This is a genomic window from Bradyrhizobium sp. F1.4.3 (assembly GCF_040548375.1).
Classification (GTDB): domain Bacteria; phylum Pseudomonadota; class Alphaproteobacteria; order Rhizobiales; family Xanthobacteraceae; genus Bradyrhizobium.
In genome coordinates, this window is the sequence record NZ_JBEPRN010000010.1 from 85,565 (window position 1) to 100,508 (window position 14,944).

General features: G+C 62.2%; 13 protein-coding genes. 11 read left to right on the forward strand and 2 right to left on the reverse strand.

The features are described from left to right. The first annotated feature begins 20 nt into the window (after positions 1 to 20). From ABIB73_RS24095 to ABIB73_RS24110, 4 genes are all read left to right on the forward strand, one after another. Complete coding sequence (locus ABIB73_RS24095; protein ID WP_354228008.1) at positions 21 to 1,175, forward strand: ABC transporter substrate-binding protein; 1,155 nt, start codon at positions 21 to 23, stop codon at positions 1,173 to 1,175. A 337-nt stretch (positions 1,176 to 1,512) separates the two neighbouring features. Further along, positions 1,513 to 2,034, forward strand: a complete 522-nt coding sequence (locus ABIB73_RS24100) for a hypothetical protein (RefSeq protein ID WP_354228010.1) — start codon at positions 1,513 to 1,515, stop codon at positions 2,032 to 2,034. Between the two features lie 32 nt (positions 2,035 to 2,066). Next, positions 2,067 to 2,651 carry a HutD/Ves family protein gene (locus ABIB73_RS24105; protein ID WP_354228012.1) on the forward strand — a complete coding sequence of 195 codons (585 nt, stop codon included), beginning with the start codon at positions 2,067 to 2,069 and terminating at the stop codon, positions 2,649 to 2,651. Positions 2,652 to 2,775: 124 nt separating this feature from the next. After that, positions 2,776 to 3,972 carry an adenylate/guanylate cyclase domain-containing protein gene (locus tag ABIB73_RS24110; protein ID WP_354228014.1) on the forward strand — a complete coding sequence of 399 codons (1,197 nt, stop codon included), beginning with the start codon at positions 2,776 to 2,778 and terminating at the stop codon, positions 3,970 to 3,972. 22 nt (positions 3,973 to 3,994) lie between these two features. Here the strand turns inward: ABIB73_RS24110 and ABIB73_RS24115 are convergent, their stop codons facing one another. After that, complete coding sequence (locus ABIB73_RS24115) at positions 3,995 to 4,969, reverse strand: LysR family transcriptional regulator (RefSeq protein WP_354228017.1); 975 nt, start codon at positions 4,967 to 4,969, stop codon at positions 3,995 to 3,997. Positions 4,970 to 5,128: 159 nt separating this feature from the next. On the opposite strand from ABIB73_RS24115, the gene ABIB73_RS24120 reads away from it, so the two are divergent. The 7 genes from ABIB73_RS24120 to ABIB73_RS24150 all read left to right on the forward strand — a co-directional run bounded on the left by ABIB73_RS24120 (position 5,129) and on the right by ABIB73_RS24150 (position 11,529). Further along, positions 5,129 to 6,034, forward strand: a complete 906-nt coding sequence (locus ABIB73_RS24120) for an amino acid ABC transporter substrate-binding protein (RefSeq protein ID WP_354228019.1) — start codon at positions 5,129 to 5,131, stop codon at positions 6,032 to 6,034. A 20-nt stretch (positions 6,035 to 6,054) separates the two neighbouring features. Then, on the forward strand, positions 6,055 to 6,771 hold the full coding sequence (locus tag ABIB73_RS24125; protein WP_354228021.1) for an amino acid ABC transporter permease: 717 nt from the start codon (positions 6,055 to 6,057) through the stop codon (positions 6,769 to 6,771). Further along, entirely contained in the window at positions 6,771 to 7,433 is a 663-nt protein-coding gene (locus ABIB73_RS24130; RefSeq protein WP_354228260.1) for an amino acid ABC transporter permease, read from the forward strand. Before ABIB73_RS24125 ends, ABIB73_RS24130 begins: the two co-directional genes overlap by 1 nt. 126 nt (positions 7,434 to 7,559) lie before the next feature. Further along, positions 7,560 to 7,997: a RidA family protein gene (locus ABIB73_RS24135; protein ID WP_354228023.1), complete on the forward strand. Its 438-nt coding sequence runs from the start codon at positions 7,560 to 7,562 to the stop codon at positions 7,995 to 7,997. After that, positions 7,997 to 9,214 carry an aminotransferase class V-fold PLP-dependent enzyme gene (locus ABIB73_RS24140; protein ID WP_354228025.1) on the forward strand — a complete coding sequence of 406 codons (1,218 nt, stop codon included), beginning with the start codon at positions 7,997 to 7,999 and terminating at the stop codon, positions 9,212 to 9,214. The genes ABIB73_RS24135 and ABIB73_RS24140 overlap by 1 nt, the downstream gene beginning before the upstream one ends. A 248-nt stretch (positions 9,215 to 9,462) precedes the next feature. Beyond that, positions 9,463 to 10,578, forward strand: a complete 1,116-nt coding sequence (locus ABIB73_RS24145; protein WP_502918454.1) for a DUF2336 domain-containing protein — start codon at positions 9,463 to 9,465, stop codon at positions 10,576 to 10,578. A gap of 153 nt (positions 10,579 to 10,731) precedes the next feature. Further along, a complete protein-coding gene (locus ABIB73_RS24150; protein ID WP_354228028.1) occupies positions 10,732 to 11,529 on the forward strand; it encodes an adenylate/guanylate cyclase domain-containing protein in 798 nt (265 codons plus the stop codon). 136 nt (positions 11,530 to 11,665) lie between these two features. Here the strand turns inward: ABIB73_RS24150 and ABIB73_RS24155 are convergent, their stop codons facing one another. Then, positions 11,666 to 14,725, reverse strand: coding sequence for an AAA family ATPase (locus ABIB73_RS24155; RefSeq protein ID WP_354228030.1), 3,060 nt, complete (start codon positions 14,723 to 14,725; stop codon positions 11,666 to 11,668). Positions 14,726 to 14,944 lie beyond the last annotated feature (219 nt).

Sequence of the window (14,944 nt, forward strand, 5' to 3'; positions counted from 1 at the left end):
GCAAAAAGGGGAGGGACGTCATGAGGCATCTTGCAGGACCGCTCGGCATTGCCATCGCGGCATCACTGTGGGCAGGCGCAGCCTGTGCGCAGACCACGGTTTACATCCCCGACGTGATCGAGCTGTCTGGCCCCGGCGCGGTCTCCGGCACCAACTGGCGCGACGGGGTCGCGCTCGCTGTCGACGAGATCAACAATGCCGGCGGCATTCTGGGCCGAAAGATCCAGACCGAGCACCTCGACACCCAGAGCAATCCCGGCATCTCGCGCGCGCAGGTGCAGAAGGTTTTGGACAAGGATCCCTATGTCGTGCTCGGGCCAATCTATTCCGGCTCGGTCAAGGTCAATATGGCACTGACGCAGGCAGCCGAGATCCCGCAGATCGTCGGCGCGGAGGCCGCCGACATCACCATGCAGGGCAACCCCTGGGTATTCCGCACCGCCTTCGGCCAGCAATTCTCGATGCCGAAGATCGCCAACTATTTGCATGACAAGCTCAAGGTGAAGTCGGTCGCGGTGGTCTGGGTCAACAATGATTTCGGCAAGGGCGGTCGCGACAATTTCGTGAAGGAGATGAAGACGCGCAACATCGAGGTCGCGGCCGATATCTCGACCGAGCAGGGCCAGGTCGATTTCGGCTCCGACGTCATCAAGCTGAAGAGCGCCAAGGCCGATGCCGTCTTCGTCTACACCAACGAGGAGGAGAGCGCGCGCTTCCTGATCGAAGCGAAGCGGCAGAGCCTTGCAACGCCGCTGTTCGGTGAGACCACGCTGCTCAGCCAGAAAGTGGTCGAGCTCGCCGGCCCCGCCGCCAATGGCGTGCGTGGCCATGTCGGCTTGAGCGCCGACGCTCCGATTCCCGCGATCGAGGACTTCACGAGGAAATTCAGTGAGCGCTACAAGTACCGGCCCGATCACAACGGCATCAAAGGCTACACCGCCGTCTATCTCGTCAAATACGTCACCGAGAAGATCGGCAAGTTCGACAGCAAGGCCTTTGGCGCAACGATGAAGGGCCTGACGCTGACGCCCGACAAGGCGCCCGGCGTGCTGATGGAAGCAAGCTGGGACCAGAACGGCGACATCGACCGCGCGAGTTTCCTCGCCGAAATCGTCGACGGCAAGCAGAAGATCGTCGAGACGCTGCCGAAGCTGAAGGCCGGCAAGGGCGAGTGAGGGCCGCGGCATCTCTTCAACGTCGTCCTGGCGGAAGCCAGGACCCATAACCACCGTCCAATATTGTTGGAAGACGGTGTGGCCACCGCTCGTTTTGATAACCAGCATTTGGGGTAATGGGTCCTGGCCTTCGCCAGGACGACTGCATTGGCTGAGCAGCGCAAGCCTCGCTCAATCCGGCGACGGGATCAAACTGCCGGGCAAATTCTGCAGCGCTGCACCGCGCGGCGACGTTTGCTGACAAGCGCCGGAGAAGAAAGTCGATGAAAATCAACTGATCCGTCGCTGGCACAAATATTGCTAAATATTTCCGCGCAACGACCCCAGGAATGAAGACGTGACCAGCGTCGGCTACACCGTCCCGCCAAACTGGACCGCAGGCTCTGACAAGACCGGCGCCAGCAAGAACAAGAATCCGAACGATCCGAACATGCTGACGACGGGAGCCTATGGCAACGCGTTCGAGCTGATGCTCAACAGCAGGGCGAACAGCGACGGAACCACCACCGAGACGCTGACCTACAAGGGCTACAACGGTAAGACCAACGGCACGTTCTCCGCCACGGCCGAGACCGGCGCCGGAAGTGATCTTTCGAGCGCGTATCAGTCCCTGCTCGCCACGCTCCAGGCCAATGGCGAGATGGACGACAAGACCGCGACCCAGCTCAACGACGCCATGGGCAAGCTCGACGCGAAGTCCGAAAACGGCAGCACGGATGCGGCCGTTTCCGGCGGCGCCATGCTGGTGCAGGCCGGCGGCCCCGTCTATTTCAACGGCATCTCGGCCTACCAGAACCAATTCGTGGATTCGCTCGTCAACGATCTGACCAACAGGCTTCAGCTCGACGCGAAAGCATGATGAGGGATGCTTTTTCAGGTAAGCTCCAGAACATGAAAACCACGCTGCTGAAACCTGACGACTATACCCGCTCGCCGTGGAAGAATGGCGGCGGCATCTTCACCGATATCGCGGACGCCCATCGCGCCGATGCGCCGCAGAAGGATTGGGACAGCCTGCTGTGGCGCTTCGCCGCGACGCCGATCGTGGCGTCCGGTCCCTTCTCCTACATGCCCGGCATCGACCGTTTGCAGATGGTCGTCGGCGGGCGCGGGCTGGTGCTCAAGGCGCCCGGCGAGGTGTTCGACGAGCGCGAGCCCTTCACCACCGTACGCTTCAGCGGCGAGCTCGAGATCGTGACCGAGCTCGAAGCCGGTCCGGTCGAGGTCGTCAATCTGATGGCGCGGCGCGGGGCGGTGGAGATCGAATTGTTGGCGCTCAGGGAGCCCGGCGATCGGCAATTGTCAGCCGGCACGCATCTCTTCTACGCGGCGCGTGGCGATTGCAGCATCCGTCTCGATGGAGAGAACTTCGCGATTCCGGACGGCAGCACGCTGAAGCTCGAATCGACCGAGACGTCGAAGCTCACCCTTGTGTCAGGGCTGGCAGTGCTTGGGTCGATTCAGCTCATCGGCTAAGCGGCAATCTGCCCGCCACCTGGCTGGCCCGATGCGCGCAATCAGTGCAACTGGCTAGGTTGACGCCGTCACGCTGGAACACGATATATCCCGTCGGATGTAGACCGCCGCCCAGGGGCAGGATATGAACGCGCCGCCAACCACCGATTCCGTCCATTCCGGCACCGACGCCGTCGTGCACTGGTTGACCAACGGCACGCACGACCAGCGCTTCATCGACAACATCTTCGCCGAGATGTGCATCCGGCTCCAGCAGGCCGGCATCCCGCTCAAGCGGTCGACGCTTCACGTGCTGATCCAGCACCCGCAATGGCTTGGGGCCCGATTCATGTGGGCCGACGGCATGCGCGAGGCGGAGATATCGAGGGTCGACTTCGACGTGAGGGAGCGGTCCGAATATATCGGCAGTCCCGCCAACGAAATGCAGGATGGCGCGACCGAGGTGCGCGAGAATCTCGAGCGCGACCCGTCGCTCGGCCGCCAGCACGCCGTCTATGACGAGATGCGGGCGAAGGGCCTGACCGACTATGTGGCGTGGCCGCTCTACCACACGCTCGGCAAGCGGCATCTCGTCACCTTCGCGACCGACCGTCCCGGCGGCTTCGACGCTGCGGATATCGCCGGCCTCAAGAGCCTGCTGCCGGTGCTGGCGCTGGTCAGCGAGATCCGCGTCAAGAACCGCTTGGCGCGGACCTTGCTCGAGACCTATGTCGGGTCGCACGCCGGCGAGCTCATCCTGGCCGGCGCGACCCGGCGAGGCACGGGCACGACGGTGCGCGCCGCGATCATGATCTGCGATCTCCGCGAGTTCACCAAGATCTCCGACAACTGGCCGCGCGACGACGTCATCGATCTCCTCAACGACTATTTCGATGCGATGTCGGAGCCGATTGCGCGGCACGGCGGCGAGATCCTGAAATTCATCGGCGACGGCTTGCTCGCGATCTTCCCGCTCAGCGAGCCCAACGCCTGCGCAAACCTGCTGCATGCCGTGACCGAGGCGCGTCAGGCCATGGTGGCGCTGAATGAACGGAACAACGGTACCGGCCGCGCGCCGCTGAACTACGGCATCGGTGTCCATGTCGGCGACGTCATGTACGGCAATATCGGGTCGAAGGCCCGGCTCGACTTCACCGTCATCGGCCCCGCCGTCAACATGGCCTCGCGCCTCGAAGCCCTCACCAAGCAGCTGGGAAGGCCAGTTCTGCTGTCGCGCGCATTCGCCGACCTGGTCAAAGGCGATTTTGATCTCGAACGCGTCGGCGAATATGACGTGCGTGGCTTCAGCGAGCCGATCGAGCTGTTTGCGCATCGCGGGTAAGGGGGTGACGCGCGAATCGCTGTTAGGCACGTCCCCTCTGAACGGTCGAAGCAAGCTCCGGGAGTTCGACGACCGACCGGGCGGTGACGAGATGTGACCAGAGATCTTCCGCGCGCCGACTGAGGCGTCGCTGCGGCCGATAGATGCGGATGTCGAGATCGACATCCAGCTCCGGCAAACCCGTGCGAACGAGACGGCCGCGGAGGATGTCCTGATGGGTCGTGGTCAGCGGCAGCCAGGCCACGCCGAGCCCGGACAAGGCCATCGAGCGCAGTCCATCGGCCAGCGAGTTTTCATAGATGCGATTGAGTTGGGGCAGGTCAGTCGCATCGGCGAGCTTCTGGTCGACGGCCCAGCCGAGCGAGCATTCGCTGCTGTAACCGAGATAGGAGATCGACCGACGCGGCTCTGGCGTCAGATCATGTATGGGCTGTTGGTTGCTGCCGACGGCTGACAAAGGTACGAGCTTCTCCCGGCCAATGATCAGCGACTGGCATGTCGAGATCGACAGCGCCTTGCCGCCGGCCGAATTCAGACTGTTGGTCTGATCCATGTAGCAGACGACGAAATCGACGGCACCGTCGTCGAATGCTTCGCAGCATCCCGGGAGGTTGTCAGACAGGATCGTCAACCGCGTCGATCCGATCGCTGTCTGGATCTGCGGCAGCCACTTTGGAAAGAACGTCACGGACAGAAGGTGGGGGGCCGCGAAGCGCACACTACGCGTCGCTTTATCCTGGTCCTCCCTCAGGGCACGCCGGGTGGCATTGAGCCGTCCAATCACGTCGTTCGCCGTGGCCAGCAGTTGCAATCCTGCCTCGGTCAACTCAACGGGGGATTTGCGGCGGTCGAGCAATGCTGCGCCGGCCCAGTGTTCGAGCGATTGCAGCCGGCGGCTCAACCCGGATTGACCGACATTCCGCAACTCGGCGGCGCGCGTCAGGTTCTTGGTCTCCGCGACGGCGGCCAGATCCTCAAGCCAGCGGACATCGAGCATGATTGTAGCCTTCCCGCGATCTCTCCTGGCGCACCATAGCCGGTTTCCACCGATGAGCCGATGCGAATTCCGCATCGGGTCCGCGCGCATTCGCATTGGAAATCCCCGGCGTTCGCGAAGTAGCGTCCTTGCGGGCGCAACGAGTGGGAGGAATACCCGATGAGACTGGGCAAATTGGGCATGGCGACCGTGGCATCGATCGCGATCGCGGCGGGCTTGGTCACGGCGGCCTCGGCAGAGCCGCTGCCCGCACAGCAGGGGCCCGGCAACAGCGTCATTCTCAAACGGATCCTGGAACGTGGGGCCATCGACATCGGCCATCGCGAAGCCTCGGTGCCGTTCTCCTACATCGACGACAAGCAGCAGGTCGAAGGCTATTCCGTCGATCTCTGTCTGAAAGTGGTCGATGCGGTGAAGCAGCGGCTGAACAAGCCTGACCTCAAAGTGACGTTCACGCCGATCAATGTGACCAACCGAATCCCGCTGGTGGCCAACGGAACGATCGACCTCGAATGCGGCACCACCTCGAATTTCCTCACCCGCCAGGAGCAGGTCGAGTTCTCGCCGATCTACTACGTCACCGGCACGCAGTTGCTCGTGAAAGCAACGTCGGCGATCAAGGAGATTGAGGATCTCAAGGGCAAGCGCGTTGCCGCCCTCCAGGGGTCGTCGAACGAGGCCGCGGTCCGCAAGCTCAATGAGGAGAGGGCGCTCGGCATCCAACTGGTCTATGTGAAAGACCTTCCCGAGGGTGCGCTGCTGGTCGAGAACGATCGTGTTGACGCGTTCGTCGCGGACGGCGTGCAGATCAAGGTTTATGCCGCGAACAAGGCAAGGCCGGCAGGTTCGCTTGCGGTCGTCGGGCGCCTGCTCACCTACGATCCCTATAGCGCGATGATGCAGCGCGGTGACCAGGATTTCGCTTTGCTCGTGCGTGCGGCTTTCGCCGACGCGTTCCGCTCGGGAGAGGCCGAGAAGATCTATGCCAAATGGTTCGACCCGCTGGGCCTGGAGATCGAGGGCGAGCTTCTCGCCGCGTTCCGGGTTCAAGCCCTGCCGCGCTGAACACTCCCGGCAGGCACGCGATGCAATATCGCTGGAACTGGAACATCCTGTTCGTCGAGCCATACTTTGGTTGGCTCCTCGCCGGCGTGAAATGGACACTTCTCGTTGCAGGCGCTGCATGGTTCATCGCGCTCGCAATTGGCTGCGCCGTCGGCGTGTTGAGCACGCTACCGAGCCGGATCGCCCGCGCCATCGCTACGGCATACGTGGATTTGTTCCGCAACATCCCGCTGCTGCTGCAACTGTTCCTCTGGTACTTCGTGCTGCCTGAGCTGTTGCCGGGCTGGCTCGGACTCTGGATCAAGCGCGACCTGCCAATGCCCGAATACTGGTTCTCCGTGGCTGGACTCGGGTGCTTCACCGCCGCGCGCATCGCCGAGCAGGTCCGCGCCGGGATTGAATCGATCGGCCCTGGTCAGGGTATGGCGGCTGCAGCCTCGGGTTTCACCACCGCGCAGACATATCGCTACATCCTCCTGCCCCTTGCGGCGCGCAACGTGCTGCCTCCATTGACGTCGGAAGCCCTCAACATCATCAAGAACTCGTCGCTCGCACTGACCATCGGAGTTTTGGAGTTGACGGGCCAGAGCCGTCAGATCGAGGCCAACACCTTCCAGGGTATCGAGGCTCTGACGGCCGCGACCGTCCTCTATGTGATGATGACGCTCTGCGTCATCATCGGGATGCGCGCCGTGGAAAGGCGGGTCGCGATCCCCGGCACTCTGGGACGAGGCTGATCATGCGGAATCTCGATTCGAGCGCCGTGGTTCACGCGTTGCCATTCCTTTGGCAGGGATTGCAGACGAGTTTCGTCCTCGTGGCGCTCGCGATGGTGGGTGGCATTCTGCTCGGGACGCTGCTTGCGGTTCTGCGCCTGTCGGCGCCGCGTCCTCTTGCCGCGATCGCCGCCGGTTATGTCAACGGGCTGCGCTCGATTCCCCTGATCATGGTGATCTTCTGGTTCTATCTGCTGGTGCCGCTGTTCATCGGACGACCGGTTGGTGCGTTTGCGTCCGCTCTCATCGCCTTCACTCTGTTTGAGGCTGCTTACTATTCCGAAATCATGCGCGCTGGTATCAATGGCATCTCCCAGGGGCAGATGGGAGCGGCGCTCGCGACCGGCATGAGCCGGATGCAGGCCTACCGCTACGTGGTCCTGCCGCAGGCCTTGCGTCGCATGACGCCCATCCTGCTCACACAGAGCATTGCTCTGTTCCAGGATAGCTCGCTGGTCTACGTCATCGGTCTCCATGATTTCATGACGTCGGTTGGCATCGTGGCAAATCGGGAGGCGCGCTTGATCGAATTCTATCTGTTCGCAACCCTCGTCTACTTCGCGATCTGCTTCTCGGCTTCTCGCGTGGTGAGGCGGCTTCAGGGGCGGATGGCCGCCGCATGATGAATGCCCTGACCAGAGCTCCGACGCCGGTCGCGCGCACCGGCACGCAACACTTCTTCGCCAATCCAGGCTCCGACGGGCGAAGCAATTTCTGTCAGAGATCCTCAATCACTGAAAGAGACGGCAATGGACGCGAATCTTCCAAAGACGAACGCGCCGGGTGGCGACTATGTGTCGGTCGTGGTTCACGGTGGAGTTGCCTATGTCAGTGGACAGTTGCCTCGTCGTGGCGATGAACTCGTCTTCAAGGGCAAGGTGGGCGCTGAGATCGACCTGGCGACGGCGCAGCGTGCAGCTGCCGTCTGCGCTGAGCTGTGCCTGGCCGCACTCGCGGAAGCCGTCGGTGGGCTCGACCGGATCGAACAGATTCTCCGAATAACCGGCTATGTCGCATCCGCGCCCGGATTCGTGCAGCAGTCGCAGGTCATGAACGGCGCCTCGGAAGTCTTCGCGGCGCATCTTGGCAGCAGGGGACGGCACGCGCGAACGTCGGTGGGCGTGGCCGAACTTCCGCGCGGTGCCCCGGTCGAGATCGACATCATCGCGGCGATCGGGACCGGGTAGTGATCTCCCGGGATTCCCGGCGAGGCCCGTCGGCGGCAGAGGACGAGAGCGGCGTCTTTACGCACCTGAACGCAGCCGGCGCTGGTCTGATGCCCGAGAGTGTCGTTGCGGCCATCAAGTCCCACCTCGATCTCGAGGCGCGACGTGGCGTGCACTGGGCGGCGGCCGACGCGATAGGCACGATTGAAGAGACGCGTATCCTGGCGGCCCGCTTGATGAGCGTCGCCCCGACGCATCTTGGCTTCGGCGAGCAGGCAAGCCGGCTCTGGGCGCTTGCCTTTGCATCGATGCCGCTGAAGCGCGGGGATCGCATCCTGATCGCGCGGAACGATTGGGGCGGAAATATTCTGAATGCCGTGCGCCGTGCAGCTTGTGTCGGAGCGGAACTGATCAGACTGCCCATGACGAGGAAGGGGCTGATCGACATCGAGGAGGTCGCGGCACTGGTGGATGAGCGTACTGTCGCGATCTGCGCGCCGGCCGTTGCCAGCAGTTCCGGGTTGCGACAGCCGGTCGAGGCGCTCGGTTCGATTCCGCGACCGGAGACCTGCCTCTACTTCGTCGACGGGGCGCAAGCCATCGGTCAATTCGACTTGACGCTGCCGGGGGCATCTGCGGACATCATGGTCGCGCCGGGCCGGAAGTGGCTCAGGGGCGGTCGGGGGCAGGCGATGATGGCGCTATCGGATCGGGCATTGCGCCGTCTGGCACGGCCGATCATCATCGATCAGAGTGCCGGCACTTGGTGTCCGGACGACAGTTTCCAGTTGCGGGAGGATGCGAGACGATTCGAGGCGTGGGAATTCTCCGCTTCCGGCCGGCTTGGCTTGCGGGCGTCTCTTCAGGAGCTGGATCGTGTTGGCCGATCGAATGTTCGCGCCCACAACATCGAAAAGCTGCGCCGTTTGGGCGTGAACTTGCGCGACGTCCCCGGTCTCACGGTGTTCGAAGACGCGGATGCCGATGCGGCATTCCTGACCTTCCAGCATGCGTTTCTGCCCGCCGACACCATTGTGGACGAATTGGCACGGCGTGGCATCGCGATTGCGTCTGTGGGCCTCGACTATGCCCGATGGGAGCTCGAAGCGCGAAGCCTCGAGAAGATCGTGCGCGTGGCGCCTCATATCTACTCGTCGGACCATGATATCGGTCGATTCACCGAAGAACTCGCGCGTCTTGCGAAACGGGGAAAGCGGGACTGCGGTCCCTCGGCTTAGTAGCGCCGGTTACGCATACGAAGTGCGTCTGCGCGGTGCAGACGGTTGAGGTGCTCGCCTCCGCCAAGTCTGATCGACCAAGTCCGACAATACCTAAATTTCGACCAATCCGATTAGGCGGACCTTAAGCCCGGCCCAAGGCAGCCGGGGAGGATTTACCGCGCGTTGAGGTCTGAGGTGGTGTCATCGCCTCGTTTCGTTCAAATCCCTTTTTGTCGTTGGATCGTTTTCAAACTGCGAGCGCATCAATGGCTGTCACCGCGTCTTTCCTGGCCGAGTTGGACGAAGCGGTTGCGAGAGGAAATCCCGAGAGCTGTCTGCGGGCGCTCTGGCATGCGGCTGACATTCTGATCGCCGGGACCTATTCCGAGGAGCAGATCTGGACCTTCGGCGAGGTCATCGGCCGTCTCGCCCAGGAGATCGAGACGAGTGCGCGGGCGAAGCTCGCAGGAAAGCTCGCCTGTAGCGCGAACGCGCCCTATGCACTGACCCGGCAGATGGCCAGCGACGACTGCATCGACGTCGCATGGCCGATTCTCAGTCAGTCGGAGCGCCTCGACACCGAGACATTGATCGCGTGTGCCAAAAGCAAGAGCCAGCAGCATTTGCTGGCCATCTCCAGGCGACAGGCAGTTCCGGAAGCGGTCACCGATGTGCTGGTGGTGCGGGGATCTTCCGAGGTCGTCACCTCGGTCGCATCGAACACGGGGGCGAATTTTTCCAACTCCGGATTTCTCCATCTGGTGCGGCGGTCGGAAGGGGATTCGATCCTTGCGGAGTCGGTGGGACTTCGAAAGGACATTCCGCGACACCTCTTCCACCAGTTGATCGCCAAAGCCTCCGAAGAGGTGCGGCAAAAGCTCCAGAAGGAGCGTCCGGATATCGAAACCCAGATCCATCGCGTCGTCGTCGACCTCACCGGGGCCATTCACGCCAGGTTTGGCCCGGCGTCGAAGGACTACTTCACGGCCAAACGCACGGTGGCGAAGCTGCATGAGCGAGGCGAATTGACCGAAGACAAGGTCTTCGAACTCGCTCACTCTCTCAAGTTCAACGAGACCACAGTCGCGATGTCGCTGCTATGTCAGCTGCCGATCGATGTCGCGGAGCGGGCGTTGATCGAGAAGGATCGCGAGCCGGCGTTGATCCTGGCTAAATCTCTCGATTTCTCATGGCCCACGACGATGGCGCTGCTGTTCCTGGGGGCGGAGAATTACCGCATAACCGCCGGTGAGCTGGATCGATTGAAGCTCGATTTCCACCGGTTGAATGTCAAGGCGTGCCGGGAGGTCGTCACCATCTACCGAACGCGAAAGGAAGAGGCTTTCGGGAGCTCACTTCATCAGCCTCGGCGCGTGATCTAGATCGGCAAGGCCGCCGCGCGTTCCGCGCGCGCGGGAAGCGCGGCGTTTCCTCGCGCAAATCTTGCATTGGGTGTCCCTGTTGCCAACGCAGGATTGTATGACTACGCTTTGCGCCAGGTCCGCCCAGACGGTCTGTCGATTGGCCGCAATTTCATGCCAAACTTCCTTCGCATCGGAATCCATCAGTCCAACGTGTCCGGATACACGTCGAAGGCGTGGTGTGTCCGACGCGTTGGCTCGGCGATCTTCCTGAAATGGGGCGCCGTGGAGGTCCAGGGCGCCGGAGACGGGCGAAAGGTCTACTGGACGCGCCTGCCGCAGGAGAAAACAGTTCGTTGCGGCACGGCGCAGCGTGCCCAGGACTATGCAAAAGCCGCGATCGCGCGCCGGCGCAACCATCGCTATGAACCCTTGGCCGGATCTATTGCAAGCCGGCGCCGGACCGCCAGCGGTAGCGCCGAACTCAAACAGGCGCTCGCCACGATCCTGATCGTCGATATCGTCCGCTCCACCGAGAAAGCAGCAAAGCTCGGCGATGCCCGCTGGACGCAGGTGATGGGTCACTATTACGCCGCCGTCCGCAAGGAGTTGAAGACGTCGCGCGGAAAGGAAGTCGTGACGACGGGAGACGGACTGCTTGCGACGTTCAAGGCGCCGGCTGCCGGTATCAGTTGCGCGACCGCGATCCTCAAGGCCGTGCGCACGCTGGGGCTCGAGATCAGGGTGGGGCTGCATGCGGGCGAATACAAGGTGAGCGGGGCCGAAGTGGTCGGTCTCGCCTTCCACATCGGCGCGCGCGTCGCCGCAAAGGCGCGCGCCGGCGAAGTCCTGGTCTCCAGCGCGGTCAAGGACCTGCTGAAGACGCAGTCCACAATCCGCTTCAGGGATCACGGCGTTCACCAGCTCAAAGGCGTGCCGGAGCGATGGCGGCTGTATCGGGTGGAGGATTGAGGGGGCGTGCGAGAGGAGACGCCGGTTTTGTCCCCGGGCTGGCGTGACTGCACCACGCGTAGCCCGGAGGGCGAGCGTGGTGGGCCCGGCAGAACTCGAACCTGCAACCAGACCGTTATGAGCGGCGGGATATCGATCAGCTTCGTTGATTTCGCGGAGGCAGCGAGGTCATCGCTTCCAGTTGCGCTGTTCGCGTTGCTAACACGGCGAGCAAGCTCTTGTGCAGGCGATCCTCGGGTTCGAAATTTTGCGCGAGCCTTCGGACGGTCTCGACAAATCGCAAGCGATACGTCGCTGCCCTGTCGACGTCTCCGTACCTCGCGAAAATCTCGGCGGCGGTGCGGTACACCCGCCAGGAAGCGATCGGGAAGTCGGCATTGTCGACGATCTCCAGCGCGCGGGACAGGTGCAACTGAGCCTCCGCTGAATCACTCAAGCCAAGCGCCGTACGCGCGAGCAGTCCATGGGCCTGGGCCAGGTGATTGAGATCTGGAGCCGATGCCACATAGTCGTGGAGCTGGCGTGCACAGCTCTGAGCCTGCGTGAAATCGCCAACCTGCAGGTAATATTCGCCGAGGCAATGATACACCTGCGTCGCGGCGGTAAATTCGATGTCGATGCCTTCTTCACGCCTGCGGCGCTCAATATCGTCAAATTGCCTGCGAGCTCCCGACGGATCGTTCAGGCCGACATAGGCCTTCGCAAGGACGGCCCGCTTGTGGAAATACGTCGACTGATCGCCGACCAGAAGACTATCGTCGACGCTTTCGCAGAGCTCCCGGGCTCCATCAAAATCCATCGCTTCGACGTGCAACCACGCAAGCGTCAGCCGGCACAATGCGCTGCTGGGGCCGTTCGCGTTTCTGACGGCCAGTTCGAGGCCGGCCGTGATTTCACGTCGCAATTCGCGCCATTCGCCCAGATGAATGAGCGCGATTGATTCAAGCACGTTGAACAGAACAAAAGTGTAAACGTCGCCGGCCAAACGCGCCAATCGCTTTCCTTCTGTGCCGGCGCGGCGGCACTCCTGGTACCGCGACCTCCAGCAATCAACGATACCGGATATTCCATTGCGTCTGATCAAGATGCCATAGTTCGTGGCACTCGCACTCAGCTCGATCGCCCTGTCGCAGAGCGTGGCGTCCTGTTTGCGCCAGCCGTTGAGGAACAGGTTGACGCTCGCGCTGCTGCCCTGGACCAGAGCCTTGAATGTGTCGTCCGCAAGCGCCTGGCTTCGCGACAGTACGTCTTCAGCGGCCTCAAGGCAGGCGTGGCGATCCACGCGCAAGCAGAGACTGCTCACAGCCGTGAGGCCATTGAGCTGTTGCTTGATCTCGCCCGCCTGTTCGGCGCAGGCAATCATGTCGCGCAGATCACGGATGGAGCCGACGAGGTCGCCGCACGAGCGAAGAGCCCAGCTTCGCTGCCGCAGAAGAGCGACGCGGGCTGAGAATTTGTCGGCAGCATCGAAACGATCAAGTATGCCAAGCGCGCGGGAGAGATAGCTTGCGGCCTCCGCATGGCCGAGGCGTTTCGTCGAGCTCTCTGCCGCTTCCCGGAGGTAGCGCAACGCGCTCGGATATTCGCGACCCTGCTCAAAGTGGAGCGCGAGCGCGGGCGCTATTTCAGGGGTGCGGCCGGCATGGGCCTCCTCCAGCCTCTTGCCCAAGCGCTTGTGCGTTTGTGCGCGGTGTCCCGGCGGCAGATTCTGGTAAATGATATTCTGATAGAGAATATGGCGGAAAGCGTAGGCGCCCGAATATGTTCCATCGGGCCACTCGGAAACCCCGGAACGAACGAGGATATGATCCTTCCGGATCAACGCTTCGATGTCCCTTTCAACGTCGATTGCATCATCGGACAGGCCGGCTGCAACGAGAGCCGCAGAAAAATCTTCGCCGGCAACGCTGGCGACATCAAGCAGACGGCGTTCGTTGTCGGTGAGGCGCTCGAGCTCATGGCCGATCATGGTCAAGAGGCTGTCTGGAATGCGATCTTGAGCAAATGCGGCCTGTGAAGACAGGCGCCATCGGCCGTCCGTTTCGACGATCGACTCCTGGTCGATGAGATGCTTGAGCAGCGAGGCCACGAACAGAGGGTGCCCCAGCGTCCGCTCGAATACCGGCTTTGACAAGCTCGAGGCTAATTCCGCGTCGCCGAAGCGCAATGCGAGATAGCGCTCGACCTCCGAGTTCGACAATCGATCGAGCCGCAATTCGCTGCAACATCCATGAATCTCGAGATCACGATGCAGGCGACGGATCGGATGCCCGTCCGCGGCGCTGTCGGCTGGACGATAGGAGCAAAGGGCCAGCACGCGCGCCTCGCCGTTCCCGCGCGCGAAGCGAGACACCACGTCAAGCGTCGCGAAATCGCTCCAATGCAGATCTTCGAGAACCAGGACCCACGGGCGGCCGGCGCTCAGCGCTTCCAGAAGGTCGCAAAACTCCCGCAGCATCCGCTCGCGCGTTGCACCGAACACTTCATCCTGGAAAGCCGCGCGTTCCGATGCGTCGATGGCACCTGGCAATTGCAATATCCAGGTGGGCGCGTGCGCGCGAACGGCCGAAATCAGGTCCGGGCCGTTCGCCCGGTAACGGTTCACCAGCGCATCGATGAGTGGCAGGAAGACTTCGTCCGTTCCAAACCGTTCGGTGCAGCGCCCATAGAGCAGGTCGAAGCCCTGTTCCGTCAATCGCTCGATCGCCTTGGCGATGAAGGCCGTCTTGCCGATCCCGGCTTCTCCCGTGACAAAGGCCATTTGCCGTTGACCGGACAATGCGTGCCGCGCCATCCGGTCGATCGTCTCGAAGGGGGCTGTCCGGCCGACCACCAGGCTGGATATCTCGACCTTCGGAGGTGCGACCGCGATCGCGACCTCCCTGGCTGCTTCGCGCACCGTGCCGATAAAGCGCACGCCTTTGCGCGGCAAGGTCTTGATGAGCCGCTGCGCCTCGCCGGAATCGCCTATTCCCATGCGGGCTGCGTTGATGCGGGTCGTGAGCGCCGACTCCGAGACGATGCGACCGCCCCAAACTGCACCAATCATATCGTCCTTGGTCACCACCCGGGCTCGGTGACGGATCAAATACGCGAGGAGGTCGAAAACCTGAGGCTGCAACGGAATCGGAGATCCGGCACGGCGTAATTCCCGCTGGTCGGTGTCGAGAACGAAATCGTCAAATAGATACAGCAAAACAATGCCTTCGTAGGAGCAGCGACGGGGGTATTCAACCGGCACACGGGCCCGAAATCAAGGACACCCTTCAAAAATCAAGGAAAGGATAAGGACAAGTTGAGCTCGCGTTAAAGCGCGGCCGGACGTCCCGTTCGATACTTCCAGCCGCATCCAGTCACTCAGGTAAGGTGTTCGTGTCATGCGCATGGAAGAAAAGGCACGGCGTCTCACCCGCGT

Coding starts and splice junctions, on each gene's coding strand:
- ABIB73_RS24095 (WP_354228008.1), top strand. CDS start 21: ATGAGGCATCTTGCAGGACCGCTCGGCATTGCCATCGCGGCATCACTG.
- ABIB73_RS24105 (WP_354228012.1), top strand. CDS start 2,067: ATGAAAACCACGCTGCTGAAACCTGACGACTATACCCGCTCGCCGTGG.
- ABIB73_RS24110 (WP_354228014.1), top strand. CDS start 2,776: ATGAACGCGCCGCCAACCACCGATTCCGTCCATTCCGGCACCGACGCC.
- ABIB73_RS24115 (WP_354228017.1), bottom strand. CDS start 4,969: ATGCTCGATGTCCGCTGGCTTGAGGATCTGGCCGCCGTCGCGGAGACC.
- ABIB73_RS24120 (WP_354228019.1), top strand. CDS start 5,129: ATGAGACTGGGCAAATTGGGCATGGCGACCGTGGCATCGATCGCGATC.
- ABIB73_RS24125 (WP_354228021.1), top strand. CDS start 6,055: ATGCAATATCGCTGGAACTGGAACATCCTGTTCGTCGAGCCATACTTT.
- ABIB73_RS24135 (WP_354228023.1), top strand. CDS start 7,560: ATGGACGCGAATCTTCCAAAGACGAACGCGCCGGGTGGCGACTATGTG.
- ABIB73_RS24145 (WP_502918454.1), top strand. CDS start 9,463: ATGGCTGTCACCGCGTCTTTCCTGGCCGAGTTGGACGAAGCGGTTGCG.
- ABIB73_RS24150 (WP_354228028.1), top strand. CDS start 10,732: ATGCCAAACTTCCTTCGCATCGGAATCCATCAGTCCAACGTGTCCGGA.